Origin of the sequence: Amycolatopsis sp. NPDC004079 (assembly GCF_040610415.1) — a bacterium.
GTDB classification, from domain to species: Bacteria; Actinomycetota; Actinomycetes; order Mycobacteriales; family Pseudonocardiaceae; genus Amycolatopsis; species Amycolatopsis halotolerans.
In genome coordinates, this window is sequence record NZ_JBEXMH010000003.1 from 222740 (window position 1) to 244210 (window position 21471).

At 68.2% G+C, this 21471-nt stretch carries 17 protein-coding genes and 1 tRNA gene; 9 read left to right on the plus strand and 9 right to left on the minus strand.

Features of this window, described 5'->3' with window-relative positions:
* Positions 1–5 precede the first annotated feature (5 nt).
* The 5 genes from ABZX37_RS04675 (at position 6) to ABZX37_RS04695 (ending at position 3760) form a co-directional block, all read left to right on the plus strand.
* On the plus strand, positions 6–809 hold the full coding sequence (locus ABZX37_RS04675) for an ATP-binding cassette domain-containing protein (protein ID WP_354736209.1): 804 nt from the start codon (positions 6–8) through the stop codon (positions 807–809).
* A complete protein-coding gene (locus ABZX37_RS04680; protein WP_354735978.1) occupies positions 797–1441 on the plus strand; it encodes a hypothetical protein in 645 nt (214 codons plus the stop codon). The genes ABZX37_RS04675 and ABZX37_RS04680 overlap by 13 nt, the downstream gene beginning before the upstream one ends.
* Before the next feature lie 114 nt (positions 1442–1555).
* A complete protein-coding gene (locus ABZX37_RS04685; protein ID WP_354735980.1) occupies positions 1556–1915 on the plus strand; it encodes a hypothetical protein in 360 nt (119 codons plus the stop codon).
* Between the two features lie 5 nt (positions 1916–1920).
* Positions 1921–3330, plus strand: coding sequence for a caspase family protein (locus ABZX37_RS04690; protein ID WP_354735982.1), 1410 nt, complete (start codon positions 1921–1923; stop codon positions 3328–3330).
* Between the two features lie 100 nt (positions 3331–3430).
* Positions 3431–3760 (plus strand): hypothetical protein, encoded by a 330-nt coding sequence (locus tag ABZX37_RS04695; protein ID WP_354735984.1) that lies wholly within the window; start codon positions 3431–3433, stop codon positions 3758–3760.
* A gap of 63 nt (positions 3761–3823) precedes the next feature.
* On the opposite strand, the gene pknB is transcribed toward ABZX37_RS04695, so the two are convergent.
* The 7 genes from pknB to ABZX37_RS04730 all read right to left on the minus strand — a co-directional run bounded on the left by pknB (position 3824) and on the right by ABZX37_RS04730 (position 13170).
* A complete protein-coding gene (gene pknB, locus ABZX37_RS04700) occupies positions 3824–5803 on the minus strand; it encodes a Stk1 family PASTA domain-containing Ser/Thr kinase (RefSeq protein WP_354735986.1) in 1980 nt (659 codons plus the stop codon).
* Positions 5800–7044: a serine/threonine-protein kinase gene (locus tag ABZX37_RS04705; protein ID WP_354735988.1), complete on the minus strand. Its 1245-nt coding sequence runs from the start codon at positions 7042–7044 to the stop codon at positions 5800–5802. The genes pknB and ABZX37_RS04705 overlap by 4 nt, the downstream gene beginning before the upstream one ends.
* 3 nt (positions 7045–7047) lie before the next feature.
* Positions 7048–8511, minus strand: a complete 1464-nt coding sequence (locus ABZX37_RS04710) for a penicillin-binding transpeptidase domain-containing protein (protein ID WP_354735990.1) — start codon at positions 8509–8511, stop codon at positions 7048–7050.
* Complete coding sequence (locus ABZX37_RS04715) at positions 8508–9995, minus strand: FtsW/RodA/SpoVE family cell cycle protein (protein WP_354735992.1); 1488 nt, start codon at positions 9993–9995, stop codon at positions 8508–8510. The genes ABZX37_RS04710 and ABZX37_RS04715 overlap by 4 nt, the downstream gene beginning before the upstream one ends.
* The gene (locus tag ABZX37_RS04720) at positions 9995–11371 is read right to left on the minus strand and encodes a PP2C family serine/threonine-protein phosphatase (protein ID WP_354735994.1); all 1377 of its coding nucleotides are present in this window, start codon (positions 11369–11371) and stop codon (positions 9995–9997) included. The genes ABZX37_RS04715 and ABZX37_RS04720 overlap by 1 nt, the downstream gene beginning before the upstream one ends.
* A complete protein-coding gene (locus ABZX37_RS04725) occupies positions 11368–11829 on the minus strand; it encodes an FHA domain-containing protein (protein WP_037718919.1) in 462 nt (153 codons plus the stop codon). Before ABZX37_RS04725 ends, ABZX37_RS04720 begins: the two co-directional genes overlap by 4 nt.
* A gap of 102 nt (positions 11830–11931) precedes the next feature.
* The gene (locus ABZX37_RS04730; protein ID WP_354735996.1) at positions 11932–13170 is read right to left on the minus strand and encodes a DUF3662 and FHA domain-containing protein; all 1239 of its coding nucleotides are present in this window, start codon (positions 13168–13170) and stop codon (positions 11932–11934) included.
* Positions 13171–13300: 130 nt separating this feature from the next.
* Between ABZX37_RS04730 and ABZX37_RS04735 the strand changes: the two genes are divergently transcribed.
* From ABZX37_RS04735 to ABZX37_RS04745, 3 genes are all read left to right on the plus strand, one after another.
* Positions 13301–13383 (plus strand) — tRNA-Leu (locus ABZX37_RS04735).
* 277 nt (positions 13384–13660) lie between these two features.
* Positions 13661–14203: a hypothetical protein gene (locus ABZX37_RS04740; protein ID WP_354735998.1), complete on the plus strand. Its 543-nt coding sequence runs from the start codon at positions 13661–13663 to the stop codon at positions 14201–14203.
* Positions 14204–14380: 177 nt separating this feature from the next.
* Positions 14381–16426, plus strand: a complete 2046-nt coding sequence (locus tag ABZX37_RS04745; protein ID WP_354736000.1) for a hypothetical protein — start codon at positions 14381–14383, stop codon at positions 16424–16426.
* Here ABZX37_RS04745 and ABZX37_RS04750 read toward each other — a convergent pair.
* Entirely contained in the window at positions 16388–17917 is a 1530-nt protein-coding gene (locus ABZX37_RS04750; protein ID WP_354736002.1) for a hypothetical protein, read from the minus strand. The two genes, ABZX37_RS04745 and ABZX37_RS04750, sit on opposite strands and share 39 nt — an antisense overlap.
* 239 nt (positions 17918–18156) lie before the next feature.
* Between ABZX37_RS04750 and ABZX37_RS04755 the strand changes: the two genes are divergently transcribed.
* A complete protein-coding gene (locus tag ABZX37_RS04755; RefSeq protein WP_354736004.1) occupies positions 18157–20163 on the plus strand; it encodes an ATP-binding protein in 2007 nt (668 codons plus the stop codon).
* Here the strand turns inward: ABZX37_RS04755 and ABZX37_RS04760 are convergent.
* Positions 20164–21471 (minus strand): hypothetical protein (locus ABZX37_RS04760; protein WP_354736006.1); only part of this gene is annotated, 1308 nt, incomplete at its 5' end.

A 21471-nucleotide genomic window follows, 5' to 3' on the forward strand; every position in this document is an offset into this window, starting at 1 on the left:
CTCCGCTGATCCGGCTCAGCGGAGTCGGAAAACGTTACGGCAGCGGTGAGCCCGTCCTGACGCACGTCGATTTCGAGGTGCCCGCCGGACGGGTCGTCGGCATCCTCGGCACCAACGGGTCGGGCAAATCGACGCTGCTGCGGATCCTGGCCGGGGTGTCGCGCGCGTCGTACGGCGACCTCATCGGAAGCCCGGCGGTCGGCTACCTGCCGGACCGGTTCCCCGGCGGCCAGCGGCTGAGCGCGCGGGCGTACCTGCGGCATCTCGCGCGGATCCGCGGGCTGGCCGACCTGTCCGGCATCGACCCGCTGCTGAAGCGGCTGGCGCTGGTCGGCAGCCCGGACGCGCAGCTGCGGACGCTGTCGAAAGGCAACGCGCAGAAGGTCGGCCTCGCGCAAGCCGTGCTGGTGCGGCCGGACCTGCTGATCCTCGACGAACCCTGGTCCGGCCTCGACGTCGGCACCCACGCGGTGCTCGGCGAACTGGTCGCGGAAACCCGGGCGCGAGGCGCGAGCGTCGTGTTCACCGACCACCGGCCGGACGTCGTGCGCGCCCACGCCGACGAGGTGTACCGGCTCGAAGCCGGCCGGCTCGCGCCGCTGGAAACGCATCCGGAGCGCAAGCGGATCACGCTGCTGCCGGTGTCCTCCAGCGTCGACAACTGGTCCGCCGAACCAGGCGTGCACACGGTCGCCGACCAGGCAGGCGGCGTGGTCCTGACGGTCGACGCCGAACACGCCGACGCCGTACTGCTGCGCGCCCTGTCCGGCGGCTGGTCGGTGCGGGAGGTGGCGCCGTGCTCGCAGTGAGCCGCTACTACCTGGCGCTGCTGGGACATTCGCAGCGGTACCTGCCTGCGGGGCTCGCGTACCTCGCGTTGTGCTCGATCCTTTACGCAGACCCGAGTTCGCCGGTGATTCCGCTGTATGGCGTTAGCGGGGCAGGGGTTCTCGTACTTGGCTGCTGGCTCACGATCGCGTTGCTCGACATCGAAGATCCGGTGCAGCGGTTGATCACCCTCAATCACGCTGGGGGCAACCGGAAAACTATTGGCGGCGCGGTGCTTACGGTTTTCGGCTGCACCTTGGTGTGCACGCTGGTGACTGTCGCGTGGGCCGCGACGCATCGGAATCAGTTGCATTGGCAGATCGTCAGTACTGGACTGGCGACCCATGTGGCGTGCGCTTTGGTCGGCATCGCGATCGGGCTGCCGTGCTCGCGACTGCTGGTGTCGCGTATCGGATGGACAGTGCTCGCCGCGGTTCTCGTGCTTGGCGTGGTGCTGCTGGGAAAGTGGGTCCCGCTGGTGCATCCGCTGCTGGAAGCGCTGATGAGCGGCACTCCGTACGGCGGTCCGCTCGGCTTGGCGATCGGCACGTCGGTGGTGTTGCTGGCGGCGAGCATGACGGTGGTGGGCGCGGTTTCGGCCCGCCGGTCTTGAATCTTTATCAAAGCCTCGAGCGAGACGCATTCTGCAAATCCGGGAACCGAGTTAGGATATTCGGCCTGAGCTGGGACGAATGCGGTTCCCAGCCCCATGGGCAGGGGAGGTCTCATGGCGTCTGGCACGATCCTGATCACTATGCCGGAAGCGGCGGATGACGAGCTCCGGAAGCTCGCGGCATGGTTTCGCGACGAGGACGACTTGCGCGGCCGGGTCCGGGCCCAAGACGCACCGGCGCATCCTGGCGAAATGGGCGGCGCGCTGGAGGCGATTACCGTCATCGCCACCAGCGGGACCGCGACCGCGCTTTGCCGCTCGTTATTCGACTGGCTGGCTCGGCGCCGCGAAGCACGCAAAGTTTCGCTCAAGCTGACGATGGGCGAGGACACGCTCGAACTGGAGTGCGGCTCGGGCGACGACTCCGCTCAAGTGCTTGCCGCGGTCCGGAAATTCCTCGACCAGGAGTCCTGATCGGAGTGAGCGCGCTTCCCGACCCGGAGTTGTCTCGAGCGATCCTCATCGGCACGAGCGACTTCGAGTCCGAGCTGTTCGTGAACCTGCCGGCAGTCCACAACAACCTGTCGGACTTGCGTTCCGCGCTCAGTGATCCGCGGACCGGGATTCTCGGCTGGGAACACTGCTATGTCGTCGACAATCCGGATTCGCCGACCAGCCTGGCGAAGCGCTTGCGCCGCTACTCCCGGGAAGCCGAAGACTTCCTCTTCGTCTACTACGCGGGCCACGGGGTCCGGCACGAACTCCGCGACCGGCTCTATCTGACGACGCGCGAAACCGACCCCGAAGAACCGGAGACGACGGCGGTCGCCTTCGACACCCTGCGCGACGCGGTGGAGACGAGTCCGGCTCAGGTCAAGTTGCTCATCCTGGACTGCTGTTACTCCGGAATGGCGATCGGGGCGATGTCCGATTCCCGGCTGGACTCCCGGGAGATCGAGGTTCGCGGAACGACGGTGATCGCTTCCTCGCCGAAGAACCGGGTGTCGCTCTCGCCGCCGGGAGACCGCAATACCGCGTTCACCGCGGAGTTGCTCACCTTGCTCACGAGCCGTTCTCACGCGCGTCCGCTGGACGTCAACAATCTCTACGGCGCGCTCGACGCGGCTCTCGCGCGCCGTGGAATGCCCCGGCCGAAGATGCAGGCGATGGACACCAGCAGCAGTCTTTTGCTGCGCCGGGAACCGTTGCCGGAGAAGCTTTCGCCGGTGGTTGAACCGGATCCTCCGGTCGCGCCGGAACCGATCAGAACCAAGCTGGACACCGCGGTGATCACGCCCGCGGAACCGGTTGTGCCGATAGTGAAACCGAAACCCAGCAGGCCTAAAGCCGAAAAGGTCCCGAACGCTCCGGCAGCGGCTCAGGACGATCCGCGTCCGGTATCGCCACGTGGCCAACAAGCAGTGTGGCTGTGGCGGTCGGTGCTTGTTGGCCTGCAGTGGATTGTCCTTTACGTCAGCCTTGGCTACACCGTTGGCGGTCTGGCTATCGCGCTGGCCAATGATGTTTCCGCCAGTAGCAGGTTCGGCGCTCTCGCGACGGGGTTGGTGATGGTCGCGGTTGCCGGAGTGACCGGGACGTTTCTGTATCGCCGCCTGCGGCAAGGCCGACGGATCGATTTCGCGGAAGCGTTCCCCTGGCTCGGCGAGCACGCGGAAAGAGTGCGCTCGGTGTTCCTGTGGGTGCTGCTCACGTGTTGTGCCGTGACCGCCGCGATGGGAATATTCTCCCCCACTCGAACCCCTGAGCCCGGGTCGACGACTTCCACGCTGGTCGTGAATGTTGCGATGCCGTCAGTTTTCTCCCTGGCCGCGGTCATGTGCGTATCCGCGCTGGTCAAGCAGCATCGCAGACGGAAACACTCGCTGTAGTTCGCAAATTGCATTCAGCAAATGCCGATTTGGGGGTTCCGGGTTCGGTAGCGAGTCGGTTACCCTCGCGCCGTCTGTTCGGCCCGGGAGGGGAGCATCCGTGACGGCAGGGATCGCCGCGATCAGCGTGGACGGCTCCGCGGACGAATTGCAGCAACTGGTTTCCTGGCTCGGCGCCGAGGACGAACTCGCCGGCCGGGTGCGGCTCGCCGGGGCGGGCAGCGACGTCGTCGTGATGGTGAGCAGCCGGTCGGCGGGCACGTTCTGCCGGTCGCTTTTCGGCTGGTTGCGCGGGCAGCGGGACGGGCGGCGGGTGTCGCTCACCGTGAAGCGTTCCGGGGCCGTCGAAGAGCTGGACGTCGACTGCGGCGGCGGGCACGACGTCGACGAGGTGCTCGCCAGCGTGCGGAGTTTCCTCGACCAAGACTGATCGGCCGGCGCGAAAAAGGGCCCGCACGGTGCGCACCGTGCGGGCCCTCCTTTTACGAGCGGATCAGGGGTTGTGGATCCCGCCCGGCGGGAAGATGCCGCCGGAGCTCGACGTCGTCGAGCCGCTGCCGTCGTCCGCCTTGATCGTCAGGTTGATCGTCTGGTTCGGGCTGATCTGGGTGCCTGCCGGCGGGTTCTGCTTCACCACGGTGTTCGGCTGGCCGCTGCCGCTGTGCGTCGTCTGCGGCTGGATGCTGCCCGACCAGCCCAGGCTCTGCAGCTGCTGCGTCGCCTGGTCCTGGGTCATCCCGGTCAGGTCCGGCATCTGGATCTGCTTCGGCCCGGACGACACGGTCAGCCGCACCGGGCTGTTCGGGGGCAGGTTGCCGCCGTTCGGCTGCTGGTCGATGACCTGGTCCTTCGGCTTGTCCGAGGCCTGGTCGGTGCGCTGGACCTGGAAACCGGCGTTCTCCAGCGTCTGCTTCGCCGTCGAGTAGTCCTGGCCGACCGTGTTCGGCACCTTCTTCTGATTGACACCCGCCCCGACGACGATGTCCACCGGCGTGCCCTCGGTGGCCGAGGAGTTCGCGGTCGGGTTCTGCGACACGACCTTGCCGACGTCGCTCGGGTTGTCGACGTTCTTCGACGTCGTGTTGCCCAGCTTCAGCTTGGCCTGCTCGAGCGCCGACTTCGCCTCGTCCGGCGACTTGCCCTGCAGATCCGGCACCGTCGTGCTGCCCGGCTTCACCCCGATGGTGAGGGTGATCGTGGTCGAGGTCGGCACCGACGCGCCGACCTGCGGGTCGATCGCGATGACCTTGTCGATCTGGTCCTCGGTGCAGCTCTGGCCGCCGGGGTTGTTCGCCTCGGGGCCGCACACCACGTTCTTGGTCGGCCCGAACGACGAGAAGCCCGCCTGCTGCAGCTGCGACTTCGCCTGCACCACCGGCTGGTTGACCACCGGCGGGACCTGCGCGTTCTCGCTCTTGGCGCGGAACGATCCGCTCAGCCAGAAGATCAGCAGCACCACGCCCGCCACGAGCAGCGCGGCGATCACCCCGAAGATGATCCGGCGGCGGCGCTTGGCCCGCGGGTCCTCTTCCGGGTCGTCGGCGTACTCGTCGTAGGCCGGCGGCTGGCGGCGGTCGGCGTTCATCACCTGGGTGCGCTCGTCGTCCGACATCACCATCGGGGCCGACGGCCGCTGCCCGGACAGCGTCCGGACCAGGTCCGACCGCATCTCGGCGGCCGACTGGTACCGGTTCGCCGGGCCCTTCGACAGCGCCTTCAGCACCACCGCGTCCAGCTCCGGCGACACCGCCGGGTTCACCGAGGACGGCGGGTGCGGGTCCTCCCGGACGTGCTGGTACGCCACCGCGACCGGGGAATCGCCGGTGAACGGCGGCTCGCCGGTGACCAGTTCGTACAGCACGCAGCCCGCCGCGTAGACGTCCGACCGGGCGTCCACGGACTCGCCGCGCGCCTGCTCCGGCGAGAGGTACTGGGCGGTGCCGATGACGGCCGCGGTCTGCGTCATCGCCGACTGGCCGTCGTGCATGGCGCGCGCGATGCCGAAGTCCATCACCTTGACGGCGCCGTTCTTCGTGATCATCACGTTCGCCGGCTTCACGTCGCGGTGCACGATGCCGTGCCGGTGCGAGAAGTCGAGCGCGGCGCAGACGTCGGCCATGACCTCCATCGCGCGCTTCTGCGACAGCGGGCCCTCGGTCTTAACGATGTCGCGCAGCGTCCGGCCTTCGACGTACTCCATGACGATGTACGGCAGCGGCCCGACGTCGGTGCTGGCCTCGCCGGTGTCGTACACGGCGACGATCGCGGGGTGGTTCAGCGCGGCGGCGTTCTGCGCCTCGCGCCGGAATCGCTCCAGGAACTGCGGATCTCGGGCCAGGTCCGCGCGCAGGACCTTGATCGCGACTTCCCGGCCCAGCCGCACGTCGTGCCCGTGGTGGACCTCGGACATACCTCCGTAGCCGAGCGTGTCGCCCAGCTCGTACCGATTGGAGAGCAGTCTGGGTGTCGTCATCGCTTCGTGCCGTTCCATTCCGTCCAAGGTGTGGTCATCATGCCTTGCAGGCCCTGGGCCTCGCTCGTACCGGCCGGGGTGGCTGAGGTCGGTCCGCTCCCGCTGTCCACGCTTCGCGGCGTTCCGCCGTTGCCGGCCGACACCACTCTCGCGATCAGGAACGCCACGGCCACCAGGACCACGACGACGACCACCGCGAGCAGCACCCACCAGCCCCATTGGTTCCGCTTCGGCGGCGGAACCGGCTGTACCGGCGGACCCGGCGGAGCCGAGAGCGGCCGGAACGCCGGATTGGAGCTGGGTCCGATCGGCGCGCCGGCACCCGCCTGCGGCACTGCGGGCGGAACCGGCGGCACTGGTGGTTGCCCCGCCGCGTAGGCGGCGTTCACCAGGCCGAGCGGGGTGGGCAGCGGGCGGCCGGCCCGGATCGCGGCTACCGCGCCGGCGAACTCGCCGCCGCTGGCGTACCGCTGCCGGGGGTCCTTCACGAGCGTCGCCTCGATGACCGCGCGCGCACCCGGCGGGACGTCCGGCGGCAGCGGCGGCGGGACGTCGCGGATGTGCATCATCGCGACCGTCACCGCGTTCTCGGACAGGAACGGCCGGTGCCCGGCGAGGCATTCGTACCCGCACACAGCGAGCGAATAGACGTCGCTGGCCGGTTCCGCGTCCTGGCCGAGCGCCTGCTCCGGCGCGATGTAGTGCGCCGTGCCCATGACCATGCCGGACCGGGTGACCGGGGCGGCGTCGGCGGCCTTGGCCACGCCGAAGTCGGTGATCTTCACCTTGCCCGCGGGGGTGACCAGGATGTTGCCCGGCTTCACGTCGCGGTGCACCAGGCCCTGCTCGTGCGCGGCCTGCAGCGCGGTTCCCGCTTGCTCAAGCAGATCGAGCGTGTAGTCGGCGGTGAGCCGCCCGTGCTTGGCGAGGATGCCCGCCAGCGGATCGCCCTCCACGTACTCCATCACCAGGTACGCGATGGACAGATCCTCGTCGACCGTCTCGCCGTAGTCGTGCACCGCGGCGATCCCGGCGTGGTTGAGCGACGCGGTCATCCGCGCTTCGGTCCGGAACCGGTGCAGGAATTCGGCGTCGCCGGACAGTTCGGCCTTCAGCACCTTCACCGCGACGATCCGGTCGAGCCGGGTGTCGCTCGCCTGCCAGACCTCGCCCATCCCGCCGACGGCGATCCGGTTCGTCAGCTTGTAGCGCTCGGCCAGCAGCTGACCCGAGGACAGCATCGGCTATCCACCCCCGAGCCGGGCGGCGATGGCGGCGCGGCCGATCTCGGCGGCCACTGTGCCGCCGGTCGCGGCGAGACCGCGGTTGCCGCCGTTCTCGACGATGACCGACACGGCGATCTGCGGGTTGTCCGACGGCGCGAACGCGGTGTACCAGGCGTGCGGCGCGGTGTTCTTCGAGTCGGCTCCGTGCTCGGCGGTACCGGTCTTCGACGCGATCTTCAGCGCGTCGTTCTTGCCGCCGCCCTTGGTGAAGGACTCCGACGCGATCATCATGTCGGTGAGGATCTTGTCGTTCTCCGGCGACAGCGCGGGCTTGCCGGTGAGCTGCTCCGGGTCGACGTTCTCGACCGTCGACAGGTCCGGGGCCAGGATCGACTGGATCAGCTGCGGCTTCATCGCGTAACCGTTGTTCGCGACGGTCGCCGAGAGCAGGCAGTCCTGCAGCGGGGTGAGCCGGACGTCGCGCTGGCCGATGCCGCTCTGGTACAGCGCGCCCGGCGAGTCGAGCGGACCGACGGTCGAGCCGACGACCCGCATCGGCACGGTCAGGTCGTTCTGCCCGATGCCGAAGTTGGTCGCGGCCGCCTTCATCTTGTCCGCGCCGAGCTGGCCCGCGAAGGTCGCGAAGGGAACGTTGCACGAGTGCGCGAGCGCGTCCTTGAACGTGTTGCCGGGGCAGGTTTCGCCGCCGTAGTTCTCCAGCGTCGTGTTCGTGCCCGGCAGCTGCACGTTCGGCGCGGTACTGATCTGGGTGTCCGGGCCGATGCCGCTCTCCAGCGCCGCGCTGGCGGTGACGATCTTGAACGTCGACCCCGGCGGGTAGTTCTCCGAGATCGCCCGGTTCAGCATCGGGTTGTTCTTGTCCTTGGAGTAGGAGTCCCACGCCTTGTTCTGGTCGGTGCCGTGCGTCGCCAGCTGGTTCGGGTCGTACGACGGGGTCGACACCATCGCCAGGATGCGGCCGGTCTTCGGCTCCATCGCGACCACCGCGCCGGTGTAGCCGCGCTGCGTCATCAGGTCGTAGGCGGCCTTCTGCACCTTCGGGTCGATGGTGAGCTTCACGTTGCCGCCGCGCGGATCGCGGCCGGTGACCATGTCCGACAGGCGGCGCACGAACAGCCGCGGGTCCGACCCGTTCAGCACGTCGTCCTCGGCGCGCTCGAGCCCGCCCGCGCCGTAGTTGATCGAGTAGTACCCGGTGACCGGGGCGTACATCGGGCCGTCGGCGTAGGTGCGGAAGAACTTGAACTTGTCCGTCGAGGGCTTCACGCCGGCGAGCACGGTGCCGTCCGGCGTGACGATCTGGCCGCGCTGGCGGGAGTACTCGTCGTAGAGCACCCGCTGGTTGCGCGGGTCGGTGCGGTACGTGTCGGCCTTGATGACCTGGACGTAGGTGTCGTTGGCCAGCAGCAGCACGATCATCGCGAGCATCGCCATGCCGACCTTGCGCAGGGGCGCGTTCACGCGGTCCTCCCGTTCGGGTCGCCTTCGGCTGGCGGACGCCGCACCATCACGGTGTGCGCCTCGGCGATCGGAGCCTGCGGCTGCTGCGGCTTCGGCCGGGAGGCCGGCCTGCGCGCCGCGTCCGAAATGCGCAGCATCAGGGCGACCAGGATGTAGTTCGCCAGCAGCGAAGAGCCGCCGTAGGACAGGAACGGCGCGGTGACGCCGGTTTCCGGGATGAGCGCGGTGACGCCGCCGACGACCACGAAGATCTGGATCACGATGGTGAAGGCGAGCCCGCCGCCGAGCAGTTTGCCGAACGTGTCGCGCACGGCCAGCGCGCTGCGCATGCCGCGCATCGCGAGCAGCACGTACAGCATCAGCACCGCGGCCAGCCCGATGAAGCCGAGCTCCTCGCCGATCGCGGCGGTGATGAAGTCGGTGCTCGCGGCGGGCGGGATGTCCGGACGGCCCGCGCCGAGCCCGGTGCCGCCGACGCCGCCGGTGCCGAGCCCGAACAGGCCCTGCGCGAGCTGGTAGCTGCCGCCCAGCACGTCGTAGCGCGGGCCGAGCGGGTCGGTCCAGTTCTCCACGCGCTGCTGTACGTGGCCGAACAGGTTGTAGGCGAGGACGCAGCCGCCGACGAAGAACGTCAGCCCGACGACGACCCAGATCGCGCGCTCGGTCGCGACGTAGAGCATCACCAGGATGATGCTGAAATACAGCAGCGACGTGCCGAGGTCCTTCTCGAACACCAGCACGCCGATGGCCGCGGCGGCGGCGATCAGGATCGGGCCGAGGTCACGCGCGCGCGGCAGTTCCACGCCGAGGAACTTCTTGCCCGCCACCATGAACAAGTCGCGTTTGGACACCAGGAACGACGCGAAGAAGATCATCAGCAGCAGCTTCGCGAACTCGCCCGGCTGGATCGAGAAGCCCGGCAGCTTGAGCCACACCTTCGCGCCGCCCGCCTCGGACAGGCTGGCGGGCAGCACCGCGGGCAGCGCGAGCGCGCCGAGCCCGAGCAGGCCGGCGATGTAGCTGTAGCGGGTCAGCGTGCGGTGGTCGTTGACCACCACCAGCACGATCACGAACAGCACCAGCGAAACCGCGGTGAACAGCAGTTGCTTGGTGATCTCCGGCGAGTACTCCTTGCCGCGCTGCAACGCCGATTCGGCCTTCGCCAGGTCGAGCCGGTGAATCATCACCAGCCCGATCCCGTTCAGCAGCGCGACGCACGGCAGCAGCACCGGGTCGGCGTACGGGGCCCACCGGCGCACGGCGAGGTGCGTCGTGGCGAGCACGCCGAGATAAGCGAGTCCCACCCACAGGATCGAGAGCGTCAGCTCCTGCTCCTGGTTGGCTTCGACGATGACCAGCGCCAGGGTGACGATGCCCGCCGCGAACGCCAGCAACGCGAGCTCCGTGCCCCTGCGCTTGGGGAGGTCTCGCGGCGGATTCGTGGCGAACTGGGCGGACGTCGGGTCGGCCAACGGCTGGCCCATCAGTTACCGCCCCCCGTCGGCGGCGTACCCGCCGTCGAGCAGTCCCTCCCCGCAGGCTGGTTCGCCGACGAAGGCGTGCCGCCGGGCGGCGCCACGCTGGACGAGGGCGCACCCGACTGCGGGACGCCCGTGGAAGAGGTCGGCTTGCAGTCCGACAGCTTCTTCTTGAGACGCAGGAAATCGTCGATGTACTTGCGCGCGTCGTCGAGGCTTTCGCGCTTCACGCCGTTCTGCACGGCGATCCGCGCGTCCTCCTGCAACGCGGAGACGCGGAGCTTGTCGGTGCACAGCTGGCCCGGCGGGCACGAGCCCTGCTCGAGCGAGTGCAGGTCGATGCCGAGGACGCTGCCCGGGACGCCGCGATAGATCACGACCTCCTGATCGGGTCCCTCTCCGACGTAATACTGGCTGAGCACGAAGTATCGAGTCGCGATCGCGGCGGCGCCCAGCACGATCAGCACCACGACCGCCCCGACGAGCCAGCGGAACCGTTTCCGCCGTTTCGCCTTCGGGTCTTCCTGCGGAGCCTGCTGCTCCGGTCGCGGCTGCGGCGGCGGCTGGGTCAGCGCGCGCGCCCTGGCCGCGGGGGAGTCGCCCTGATGCATCTCGTCGCTGCCGTCGCCCGCGGCTCCGCCCACGATCGGGGCGTCGTCGCCGAAGTCGACGTCGACCACGTCGGCGATGATGACGGTCACGTTGTCCGTGCCGCCGCCCTTGAGGGCCAGCTCGATCATCCGGTCGGCGCAGTCCTGCGGATCCGGGATCTGCACGGCCTCGGCGAGCGTCTCGTCGCTGACCATTCCGGACAAACCGTCGGAGCAAATCAGGTACCGGTCACCGGGACGCGCCTCGCGCACCGTGAGACTCGGTTCGACCTCGTGTCCGGTGAGCGCCTTGAGCAGCAGCGACCGCTGCGGGTGCACCGCCGCCTCTTCCGGCGTGATGCGGCCCTGTTCGAGCAGTTCGTTGACGAAGCTGTCGTCCCGGGTGATCTGGGCGAACTGGCCGCCGCGCATCAGGTATGCGCGCGAGTCGCCCACGTGGACCAGACCAAGTCTGTTTCCCGCGAACAAGACGGCGGTGAGCGTGGTGCCCATGCCGTCGAGATCGGGGTCCTGGGACACCAGTTCGGCGATCGCCGCGTTGCCGTTCTGGACGGCTTCGCGGAGCTGGGCGAGGAGGTCGTCTCCCGGCTCGTCGTCGTCGAGCGGGGCGAGCGAGGCGATGACGACCTTGCTGGCCACCTCACCTGCGGCGTGCCCGCCCATGCCGTCGGCGAGCGCGAGAAGACGCGGGCCGGCGTAGACGGAGTCCTGGTTGTTGGAACGCACCAGGCCCCGGTCGCTGCGGGCCGCGTAGCGGAGGACGAGAGTCATGGGCGAAGCTCGATCACCGTCTTGCCGATCCGGATGGGGACTCCGAGCGGGACCCGGAGGGGTGCAGTGACCTTAGCCCGGTCGAGGTAGGTCCCGTTCGTCGAGCCCAGATCTTCCACGTACCAGTCCTCCCCGCGCAGCGCGATCCGGGCGTGCCGGGTCGATGCGTAGTCGTCGTCGAGCACCAGCGTCGAGTCGTCGGCCCGGCCGATGAGGATCGGCCGCCCGTCGAGCGCGATGCGGGTGCCCGCGAGGGCTCCGTGTGTGACGAGGAGCTGCTGCGGGGCCTTGCTGCCCCGCGGCTTCTTCTCTTTGTTGCGGCGGAAGGACGGCACCTGGACCCGGAGGCCCGACGCGGCGTAGAGGTCCGAGCGCACGACTCGGAGCGCGGCGAACACGAAGAGCCAGAGCAGCACGAGAAAGCCCACTCTGGTGAGTTGAACGACCAGCTCTGGCACTTGTTGTGTCCGCTCCCGCCTGTGCCTGCAAGCCGCGGCGCCACGCGCGCCGCGGATCCCCCCGCACGACAATTCTGCGGGAACCCTGTGGACGGTCTGCGATCAGCCCTGGGTTCGGAACACCAGGGACGAATGGCCCACCCTGATCACGTCGCCGTCGGCCAGCTGCCAGGTCTGCACCGGAGTGCCGTTGACCGTGGACCCGTTGGTCGAACCGATGTCGGCGAGCGTCGCGCTCTGGCCGTCCCAGGTGATCTCCAGGTGCCGCCGGGAGACGCCGGTGTCCGGGAGCCGGAAGTCCGCGTCCTGGCCGCGGCCGACCACGTTCGCGCCCTGCTTCAGCGAGTAGGTGCGGTTGGAGCCGTCGTCCAGCTGGAGGCTCGCCTGCAGCTGCCGCCCGGGAGCCGGGGCGCCCTGCTGCGCGTACGGGTCCTGGCCGTAAGCCGCCTGCGGCTGGCCGCCGTACTGGTCGTACCCGCCCTGCTGGCCGTAACCCTGGTCGTAGCCGCCCTGCTGGGGCTGCCCGCCGTAACCCTGGTCGTACCCCTGCTGCGGCTGCCCATAGCCCTGGTCGTACCCGCCCTGCGGAGCCTGGCCGCCGTAGCCCTGGTCGTAACCCTGCGCGGGAGGCTGGCCGCCGTAACCCTGGTCGTACCCCTGCTGCGGCGGCTGCCCGCCGTAGCCCTGGTCGTAACCGGGCTGCTGGCCCTGGCCGCCGTACTGGTCGTAGCCCTGCGCGGGGGGCTGGCCGCCGTAGCCTTGGTCGTAGCCCTGCTGCGGCTGACCGCCATAACCCTGGTCGTACCCGGGCTGCTGGCCACCCTGCTGTCCGTAGCCGTACTGGCCCTGCTGGCCGTACGGGTCACCCTGGTCGTATTGGCCGTAGCCGGGGGGCTGGCTCATTGGTGGGTCTCCTGCGTTGCTGGGTCGTGCCGACCGTGACGGCCCTTCCCCCGCAGTGTCGCGGGCGTCGGGATCGACGGACGAACGGGTCTTGAACTGTCCAGTATGCAGCGCCTCGTTGCGCTCGAGTGATACGACGACGTCACCATAGGTGTCCCAGCCCTGTGCGGCGAGGTGTTCCGCCACCGCCCTCGCGAGAACCCCGGTGACCCGCTGCTCATCGCCGGCCATGCGATCGTGGTCAGCCGCCCCCAAAGACACGATGTAGTGATTCGGGGCGAGCTGCCGACCGCCTGCCAGCTCACGAACGTTCTCCTCGCCTTCCCTCTCGAGCGCAACCGCCACTTCCTGCGTGACGACGTTGCCGCCGAACATGCGCGCGAAAGTATTCCCCACCAGGTTCTCGAGACGCCTGTCAAAGCGCTCAACGCGACCCACCGGGGACAACCTCCTCACACGTGTGCTTCCGCATCGATCCTATCCGGGGGAGGAAGGGTTGGGCATGCCCCCGGTGAAACCCGTCAGAAGCCCCTGCTAAGCTTTGCTGGCTGCCTCAAGGAAGCAACTCGGGCGAGTGGCGGAATGGCAGACGCGCACGGTTCAGGTCCGTGTGTCCGAAAGGACGTGAGGGTTCAACTCCCTCCTCGCCCACCGTGGTCAGAGCCCCAGCCGCTTGCGCGACTGGGGCTCTTTTCCGTTTGGCGGTCGTTCCTTTGCCCGGGGGCCGAGCCCCCGGACCCCCGCGGCGCCAGCGGTTGCAGCTGGTCGGCGGGTTGGGCCGTGTGGGGGTGGTCCAGGACACATTTTGTGTTGCTTGGGTGGGGTGGGGATTCCCGGGCGCGGGTTGCGTTGGGGTGGTTTAGTGGTTGCTGAGAGTTACCGCGTCTGGGGTCTGGGGTCTGGGGTCTGGGGTCTGGGGGTGGGGGCGATGATGAAGCCCGATGCGTTCGCGCCGTCTCCTGGGCGGTGGTTTCCGCCGGTTCTGGTCGGGCGGATTCGTGTCATCACGATTCGCTGGGGTTCCGCTAGTGCTGCAATCGGCTTGCTCATGGTTGTCGCGGTGCCCATTTTCGGGTACGGGCTGCCCACTTCTTATGACGTGACTACTGGGCTGACGGTCGTCTTGGGGGTGCTCGCGGCGAGCTGTTTGATGATTTCCGGGGTTGGGCTGGTGGTGGCGCGTTCCTATTTCACGGCGGGGCATCTCGGGCATCGGAAGGAGTACACCGTCCTGGGAGTCCAGCTGGGGACGGCTGTTCCGGGGTGGGTGGCGGCGATCGGGTTCGTTCTCTGGTACGTCATTTCTGTGACGACTTCGGGCAGCTACTCCGGGGTGGAGCAGGTGCACTTCACCGTGCCCATCGTGTTTTATTTGAGCATTCCCGTCATCGCGGCGGTCATCAACTCGGTCAACTTGATTATCGCGTTTTCTCTGTTCTTTCCCTCGCCTCGCAGGTTGAGCTTGTACTGATTGAGCCAGGAGTTGGAGCGGTACTTCGAGGGCGACTGGCACGAGCCGGTGCGCGTTGTGGTGCCGCGCGATGGAGTCCAGCGCCTGCCTGTTTGTACGGGGAAGACGGCTCGATAGTGCTGCTCGCGCCGCGGTGAATCGGTAAGCTGACGGTCACTCGGGGTGAGGGGTGGACTGGTGCACAACGAAGTCGGGTCGGTCGGCGGCGGTAGTTCTCTCGTGCAGGCGCAGTACATCGGCACGGTCAACCAGCAGCTGCCCGGACCCGAACGCGTGGTGCCGCACGAGACGCCGCGGGCGTTGCGGCGGTTGGTCGGGCGGGACGACCAGGTCAAGGCGTGTCTCGAAGATCGGCGCGCGCCGCTCGTGGTGTTCGACGGATTGACCGGGGTCGGGCGGCGGGCGTTGGCGCGGTATGTCGCTGAGCAGGTGAAAGACCGTTATCCCGGCGGGGCCTATTACACGGACTACGCGACGCACACGGTCGACGGGGAGACGGTGATTTCGGCGGCACTGCGCTCATTGCTGCGCCGCGACGGGGTTCGTGACGAGGTGATGCCCGCCGAGCCTGGGCTGGCGAGTCTGTGGCGGAGCCGGTCGTCCGGGGCGGCTGCGGTGATGTTGCTGGAGAACGTCACGGAGGCCGAGCAGTTTCTGCAGTTGATGCCTGGCGGGCAGGATTGGCTGGTGCTCGTCGCGGGACGGGTGGAGTCGCCGATCGAGGTCAACGAGGTCGGCGGCAAGACGGTCAGGGTCACTCCGCTCGACGAAGCGCAGTCGGCCCAGTTGTTTCGTGATCTGAGCGGCCTCGACGGCGATGATCCGCTGCTGGCGGAGATCCTCGGCTACTGCGGCGGATTGCCGCTGGCCCTGCGGAACGCCGCGACGCTCGTTGTGGTCGGGCGGTGTCCTTCGTTGCCGGAGCTGGCGGCGCGGCTTCGGCGTTCGCGCGCCGAGTTGATGCGGACCGACCGGGGGCCGAAAAAGGGGGAACCGGTGTTTGAAGCGACGTATCAGGAAGCGACGGAACCGGCGCGGCGCGCGTATCGGCTGCTCGGCGCGTATCCGGCGATCGACTTCACCGCGCCGGTCTTTCACCTGCTGATCGGGCTCGACGAGGCCACGGCGGGAGACATCCTCGCCGAGCTGGTTCTGCTGAAGGTGCTTCAGGAAAACCATGGCCGGTACTCCATGCATCCGCTCGTCCACGACCACGCGGCGTCCCTTTCCGGCTTGGGCGACGAGGAGACGCACGAGGCGCTCGCCCGGGTGGTGCGCGCGTTCCGCAACGTCGCGTACTACGCGGACGCGGCGATGATCGGGGCCAGGTACCGGGTCGCGGGCACTCCGGAAATTCAGGATCCCTTCACCGGCGATCGGCGGGCCGGCGGATTGGCGTGGTTCGAGGAGAACCGGCGCGCGTTGCACGAACTGCTGCCGGTGGCCAGGGAAATCGGCCTGGTCGACGAGATTTGGCAGATCGCCGAGTCGCTCGCGGCCTACTACTTCGATCGCAAGCGGTACGCCGATTCGCTCAGCAGTCTCCGGCACGGCATCGAGGCCGCGGTAGAGGCCGGGAATCGCGTGGCGGAGGCGCGGTTGCGCAGTCTGGCTTCGCGTCCGTTGACGGATCTCGAGCAGTTCGAGCAAGCCGGGGAGTTCGTGGCACGCTCGATCGAGCTGGCGGATCAGGACGGACATGTGGTGTTGCGGGCGTCGGTGCGGGAGTTCGCTGGCCGGTACCACGATGTGGCTGGCCAGCCGGAACAGGCGCAGCAGCGGTACCGCGAGTCGATCGAGCTGAACGAGGCGGCAGGGGAAGCGCGTGGCGAGGCGCTGAGCCGGATGTTCCTCGGGCAGTCGCTCGGTGACGCGGAAGGGCTGCGCGAACTGGAAGCCGCGCATCGGACGTTCGGCGAGCTTGGCGACGGGCGGTTGGCTGCGCGCGCCTTGCTGATTACCGGGCAGGTGCGGATGCGCATTGGAGTGCCGGGCGGGATCGACGCGTTGACCACGGCGGCGGAGGCGTTCCAGTCGAGCGGGGCGACGTTCTACGAAGCCCAGGCGCGGGAAGCGTTGCACGCGGCGATGGTCGAGGAGAGTCCGCAGGAGGCGCGTAACCACCTGGAACGGGCGATTCGGCTGTATCGAGAACTGGGCAGTCCTCGGGCCGAGAAGCTGGCGTCAGAAGACGACGGTGGTCTCGACGGAACCGAGTCGTAGGGACAACGGACCCGCTGCGCGGCCGGTCGCCACACATGCGTGCAGGGCGGATGCCAGTGCGGCGACGTCAGCCTCGCCGGTCACGGTGAATGTGTTGCCGTCCTGGGTGCGGGCGACGCATCCGCCTGGGACGGCGGCCGCGGCCAGTGTGCAGGCGGGGTGGAGTCGCAATGCGTTGGCGCACCAGGCTTCTGGTGTTGAATGCAGTGCGGCTCTGGTGAGCACGGTGGCGTTGCCGATGCGGCCGAGGTTGTCGTCGCTTTCGTCGGCTACCACGTGTCTCAGCTTGGTCGAGGCTCGCTCGGAGTCCGGTTTCCATTCTTCTACCGAGCGTGGAAACCGTTGCAGGGTAAGGGAATTCGAGCTGGTGAACTCCGGGTAAGCGGTGAATGCGAGCGGAACGGACGGCTGTGGGTCCGGGTCCGGTGCGCGCAGGAGTTCGAGGGGGCGGGGTTCCAGACCCGCTAGACGGAGTATGAGCGCGTGCAGTTCCGCGGTCGCGCCGTGGGGGTTGGCGAAGGTGCGTTCGGCGAGATCTTGTTGCCAGGGCTGGGTTTCCGCCGCTTCGATCTGGTCCCGTAGCGGGCGATCCCAGGTGAGCCGGGTGGCGTGCTGGCCGAGTAATTCGGCGCTGGTGCCGGGGACTACCTCGTTGCCGAACGCGCCGAGCAGCAAGGGGCGTCCGGTCGCGGCGGCCAGCAGGGAGACCGAGCCGTGGTCGCCGACGACGACGTCCGCGGCGACGATCGCGGCCTGCCACCCGCGTTCCGGCGGGAGGAGCAGCAGCCCGGCGTCTTCGGCGGCGGCGAACCACGAGCGGATCTGGAAGGGCCGGTAGCGCGACCAGACGTTGGGGTGCAGTACGAGGCCGACGGCTGCGGAGTCGTAGTCCAGAGCGGCCAGCAGTTCGGCGGGAAGCCGTGGGCGGCGGCCGATCAGCGAGGTTTCTCCCCAGGTGGAGCTGACCAGCACGAACTTCCGGCCGGTCACGCCAAGGGCGGCGCGGTAGTGGTCGCGGTGCGGTTCGCTCCGCAGAAGCTGCTCGAACTGCGGATCGCCGACGAGCACGGTCTGTCCGTCGGTCAGCGGGTCGGCGTGGTGCAGTTGCTTTTGCTGGCTCGGGTGGGAGAGCGCCATCAGCACTCGTCCGGACCGCAGCGCGGCTGACGGGATCAGCCCGGAAAGCCGCGTGCCGGCGGACCCGGAGTCGGGAACGTACTTGTGGAATCCGACGCCGTGCGGAAGGACGAGCACCGGACCGGAGACGTGGTCGAAATCAATGTTTTCGCTGGCCGTGATCGCGAGCGCGTAATTGAGCTTCGGAACATTTTCCCACGGGGTGCAATGCGCTTCCGCCCGGGCGAGCAACTCCTCGACGCCCGCGCTGAAGCGGGACCCGCGGTCGACGGTGAAGGTGAAGCGAATCCGCTGGTCATCCTGGACGAGACGGCAGACTTCGAGCAGCTTGATCGCCGAAGTCCAGGTGCGCACGACTCCGAGCACGACGACCGGGTCGAAAGTCCGCCACCTGCTTTGCTGCTTTGCTGCTTTGCTGCTTTGCTGCTTTGCTGCTTTGCTGCTTTGCTGCTTTGCTGCTCAATTCAATTCTACCAAATCCGTCCTGGAATTCCTGGTCCGAACCTTACCCGGCCCTGATCGTGGTGAAGGGCTGGACACGGACGGTGACGTTTCCGGTAGCCTGAGCCGGGACCAGCTGGGCGGGGGCAATGGTGAGCGACGGCAACTACTTCGACGGCCAGGCGGACAAGGTCTTCCAGGCGCGCAACGTCTACGGCGACGTGCATTTCCACGCGCCGGAGCAGCCCGCGGCACCGGCGTTGCGGGTCCAGGCGCCGCCGAAGCACTACCGGAACAACGAGCCGCAGCTTGATCTGCTGACTGAGATCCATGACGAAGCCTTGGACCGGGTCGCGATCGCGATTGTGCGGGGTGCGCCGGGCAGCGGGCGGACGACCCTGTGCGAAACCTGGCTGCATCAGCACCAGGACCGGTTCGACCGGTTCTACGAGGTGCGCGTCGGCCATCGGGCGGGCGCGGACGTGCTGGCCGAACTGCTGTCCAAGCTGGGATACGGCCCGGACGAGATGCAGGCGAGTCTCGAGGGGCGGGCGGCGATGTGGCAGTCGCAGACCGCCGGGTTCAAGGTCGCGCTGCTGGTTGACGACGCGTTGAGCGCGGCCGAGGTCAAGGCGCTGCTGCCGACGCACCCCGGGTCGTACGTGCTCGTGGTCGGATCGGGGTTTGATGCGCTGCACACCCGGCATTCCGCTCGGGAAGTCGTGCTGGAGCCGTTGGGCGACGAGGCGGCGCGGGGCATTTTGACTGAACTGGTGGGTGAGGAAAAGCTCGCCGCGGAGCCGGAGCAGCTGAAGGAACTGCTCCGGATTTGCGCTGGCTCCGCCGCGGAACTCAACGTCGCGGGCATGATCCTCGCTCGGCAGGGCGGGACGGTGCGGCGGCTGCTCGCGCGGATCCGGGCGAAAGGCGCCCTGGCCAGCGCGGTGTTCGATGTCGCCTACGAGCTGTTGAGCGAGCAGGAACAAGCGGTGTACCGGTTCTTCGGCGCGCACCCAGGCAGCGGTGACGTCCGGCTGGAAATCGTCGCGGAGGTGCTCAGTCTCGACGAGTTCGACGCTGAGGACGCCTTGCAGAAACTGGTGTCCGCCAAGCTGATCGAGGTCATCAGGGGTCGCTACCGGATGTCCGAGCTGGCTCGGCTGCACGCCGCGACGCTGGCTGGCGAGCTTTCCGAGGTTGTGGTCGGGTACTACGCCGAGCAGGGGCTCCGGATCGCGGAACGCGCGCTGCCGACTGGCTGGCCAGCGAAGATTTGGCCGGGCTTCGCGCCAGCGTCCGAGGGGGACGCGGGGGAGTGGCTGTTCGCCGAGCAGACGAACCTGCTTGCCGCGGCGGAGGTCGCGTTGCAGGCCGGGGCGCACGAGGACGTCATCCGGTTGGCGAGGGCGTTGTGGCCGGTCTACAAGGACGGCGCTTACCCCGCCGAGCTGGCGGCGGTGAGCCAGGACGCGGTCCAGGCCGCGCAGGCCGCTGCGATGCCGCTTGCCGAGGGGTTGGTCCGGACCCAGCTCGGGTTCGCTCAGATGCAACGGCGGGATTGGGCTTCGGCACGGAAGCAGTACGCCGCGGTGGCCGAGCTGGCCACGACGCCGGAGGAACATGCGTCTGCGCTCGAGGCACGTGGGCTCGCGTTCTTCGAGCCGGGGTTGATCGCGCGGCAGCAAGGACGGGCTGAGGAAGCGGTTTCGCTGTACAGCCAGGCGGAGGTCTGCTTTCGGGAAAGCCTTGCGCTGGCCGAGGAGATCGGTGCCGACCGTCGGCTCGCGTTGATTCGGATGCATCTGGCCAAGGTCGTGTCGCCGGAGGAGGCGGCTGTCCTGCTGTCGCAGGCGGAGCAGGGGCTGAAGAACGAGCCGGGCAACCTGGTGAAAGTCCGGCTGTGGCAGGGGCGGAAGCTGATCGAGGCCGGAGCGTACGAGGAAGGCGCGGCCGCGCTGTCCGAACTCGACTCCGCGGCGGAGAAGGCCAAGCTGCAGCGGGAACGTATCGCGGCGTTGCGGTCTCGGGCGGAGGCTGCGCTTGCTCGCGGCTACCGTGACCAGGCGTTGGCGCACGCGAAGGATGCGTTGAACATCGCTCGGCTGCACGGTTTTACCGCCGAAGCGACAGATCTGCTGATCTGGATCGAACAGCTCTGATTATCCATAGTGGACAGTAAGCTGGGCTTCGTGCTTGCGGCCGCCCGCGGTGAACGGCAGCTGTTCCGGGAAGTCGAGGCCTAGCGAGTCGCGCGCGTACAGCAGCGATGGCACGGCTTGCGGCAGGTCGGTGCCCGTGAAGGAGACGACCAGGCCGTCGCGGCTGCCGGCCAGCCAGCCTGATCCGGCTGGGCAGGCGGCCCATTCGCAACCGGGAAATTCGGCGAGGGTGAGGGCGATCCAGCGACCTGGGTCGGGGAAGCGGTCGCCCAACACGATGTCGGCGCGGCGCAGCAGGCGCGGGTCGGGGCCGTCGACGTGTACGACTAGGTGGGCGTCGGGTGTGAAGGCGGCGAGTCTGGTGACTTCGTCGCCGCGGACCTGGATCCATTGTGCGCCGGGCTCGGGGCGTTGGACGCGCGGCAAAGGGAACGCGGTGAATCCGGCTGGTTGAGCTGGGGGCGGGAGTTTGAGGGTGCGGTAGCCGAGGTCGGTCAGGAGGGCTGCGGACTGTCCGGGGACGCTGGTGGCGAGCGCGGTCGCGGCGGCCAGGGCTGCGGGCTGGGTCGCGGTGCGCAGTTGCTCGGCTAGGTTTTCGCTGGTCAGCATGGGTGCGGTGCGCAGCAGGGCGGCTACTGGGGAATCCGGATCGACGGCTTCGTGCGGTGCGGCGGCCAGCAGGACTGGGGTGCCTAGGCAGGCGGAGTAATACGTGACGGAGCCGTGGTCACCGATGGTGACGTCGGCGGCTACTGCGGCTGGTTGCCACAGATCTTCTTCCGGGAGGACGATTACGCCCGCTCGCTCGCAGTCTCGCAGCCACATTTTCAGCTGCCACGGGTAATGGCCCTGTCCGATATTGGGATGGAGGGCCAGGACGACGGCGAATTCGTCCAGCGGCAGTTGCTGCGCGATGCGGGCGGGGAGGTCTGGGCCGGATCCGTAGGACGAGAGGTGGCCCCAGGTGGACGAGATCAGCACCAGGGTTTGTTCGCCGGTTACGTCCAGGGCTTGACGGTAGGATTCGCGCAGTTCCCGGGCGTCTCGCAGGCGGTCCAGGCAGGAATCCCCGGCGATGACGGCGTGGTCGGCGGCTTCCGGGCAGTACTGCCGCAGCCGGGTGAGCTGCTCGGGGTGGGACAGGACGTGATGTTCGGCGATCACCTCGCCGTTATGCAGCAGCCATTGCTCCGACAACCCGAAAACCGGTTTCCGGTTTCCGGTTTCCGGTTTCCGGTTTCCGGTTTCCGGTTTCCGGTTTCCGGTTTCCGGTTTCCGGTTTCCGGTTTCCGGTTTCCGGTTTCCGGT

Excerpts from the sequence above, each read along its gene's own strand:
- ABZX37_RS04685 (WP_354735980.1), top strand. The coding sequence starts at position 1,556 with ATGGCGTCTGGCACGATCCTGATCACTATGCCGGAAGCGGCGGATGAC.
- pknB (WP_354735986.1), bottom strand. The coding sequence starts at position 5,803 with ATGACGACACCCAGACTGCTCTCCAATCGGTACGAGCTGGGCGACACG.
- ABZX37_RS04705 (WP_354735988.1), bottom strand. The coding sequence starts at position 7,044 with ATGCTGTCCTCGGGTCAGCTGCTGGCCGAGCGCTACAAGCTGACGAAC.
- ABZX37_RS04715 (WP_354735992.1), bottom strand. The coding sequence starts at position 9,995 with ATGGGCCAGCCGTTGGCCGACCCGACGTCCGCCCAGTTCGCCACGAAT.
- ABZX37_RS04720 (WP_354735994.1), bottom strand. The coding sequence starts at position 11,371 with ATGACTCTCGTCCTCCGCTACGCGGCCCGCAGCGACCGGGGCCTGGTG.
- ABZX37_RS04740 (WP_354735998.1), top strand. The coding sequence starts at position 13,661 with ATGATGAAGCCCGATGCGTTCGCGCCGTCTCCTGGGCGGTGGTTTCCG.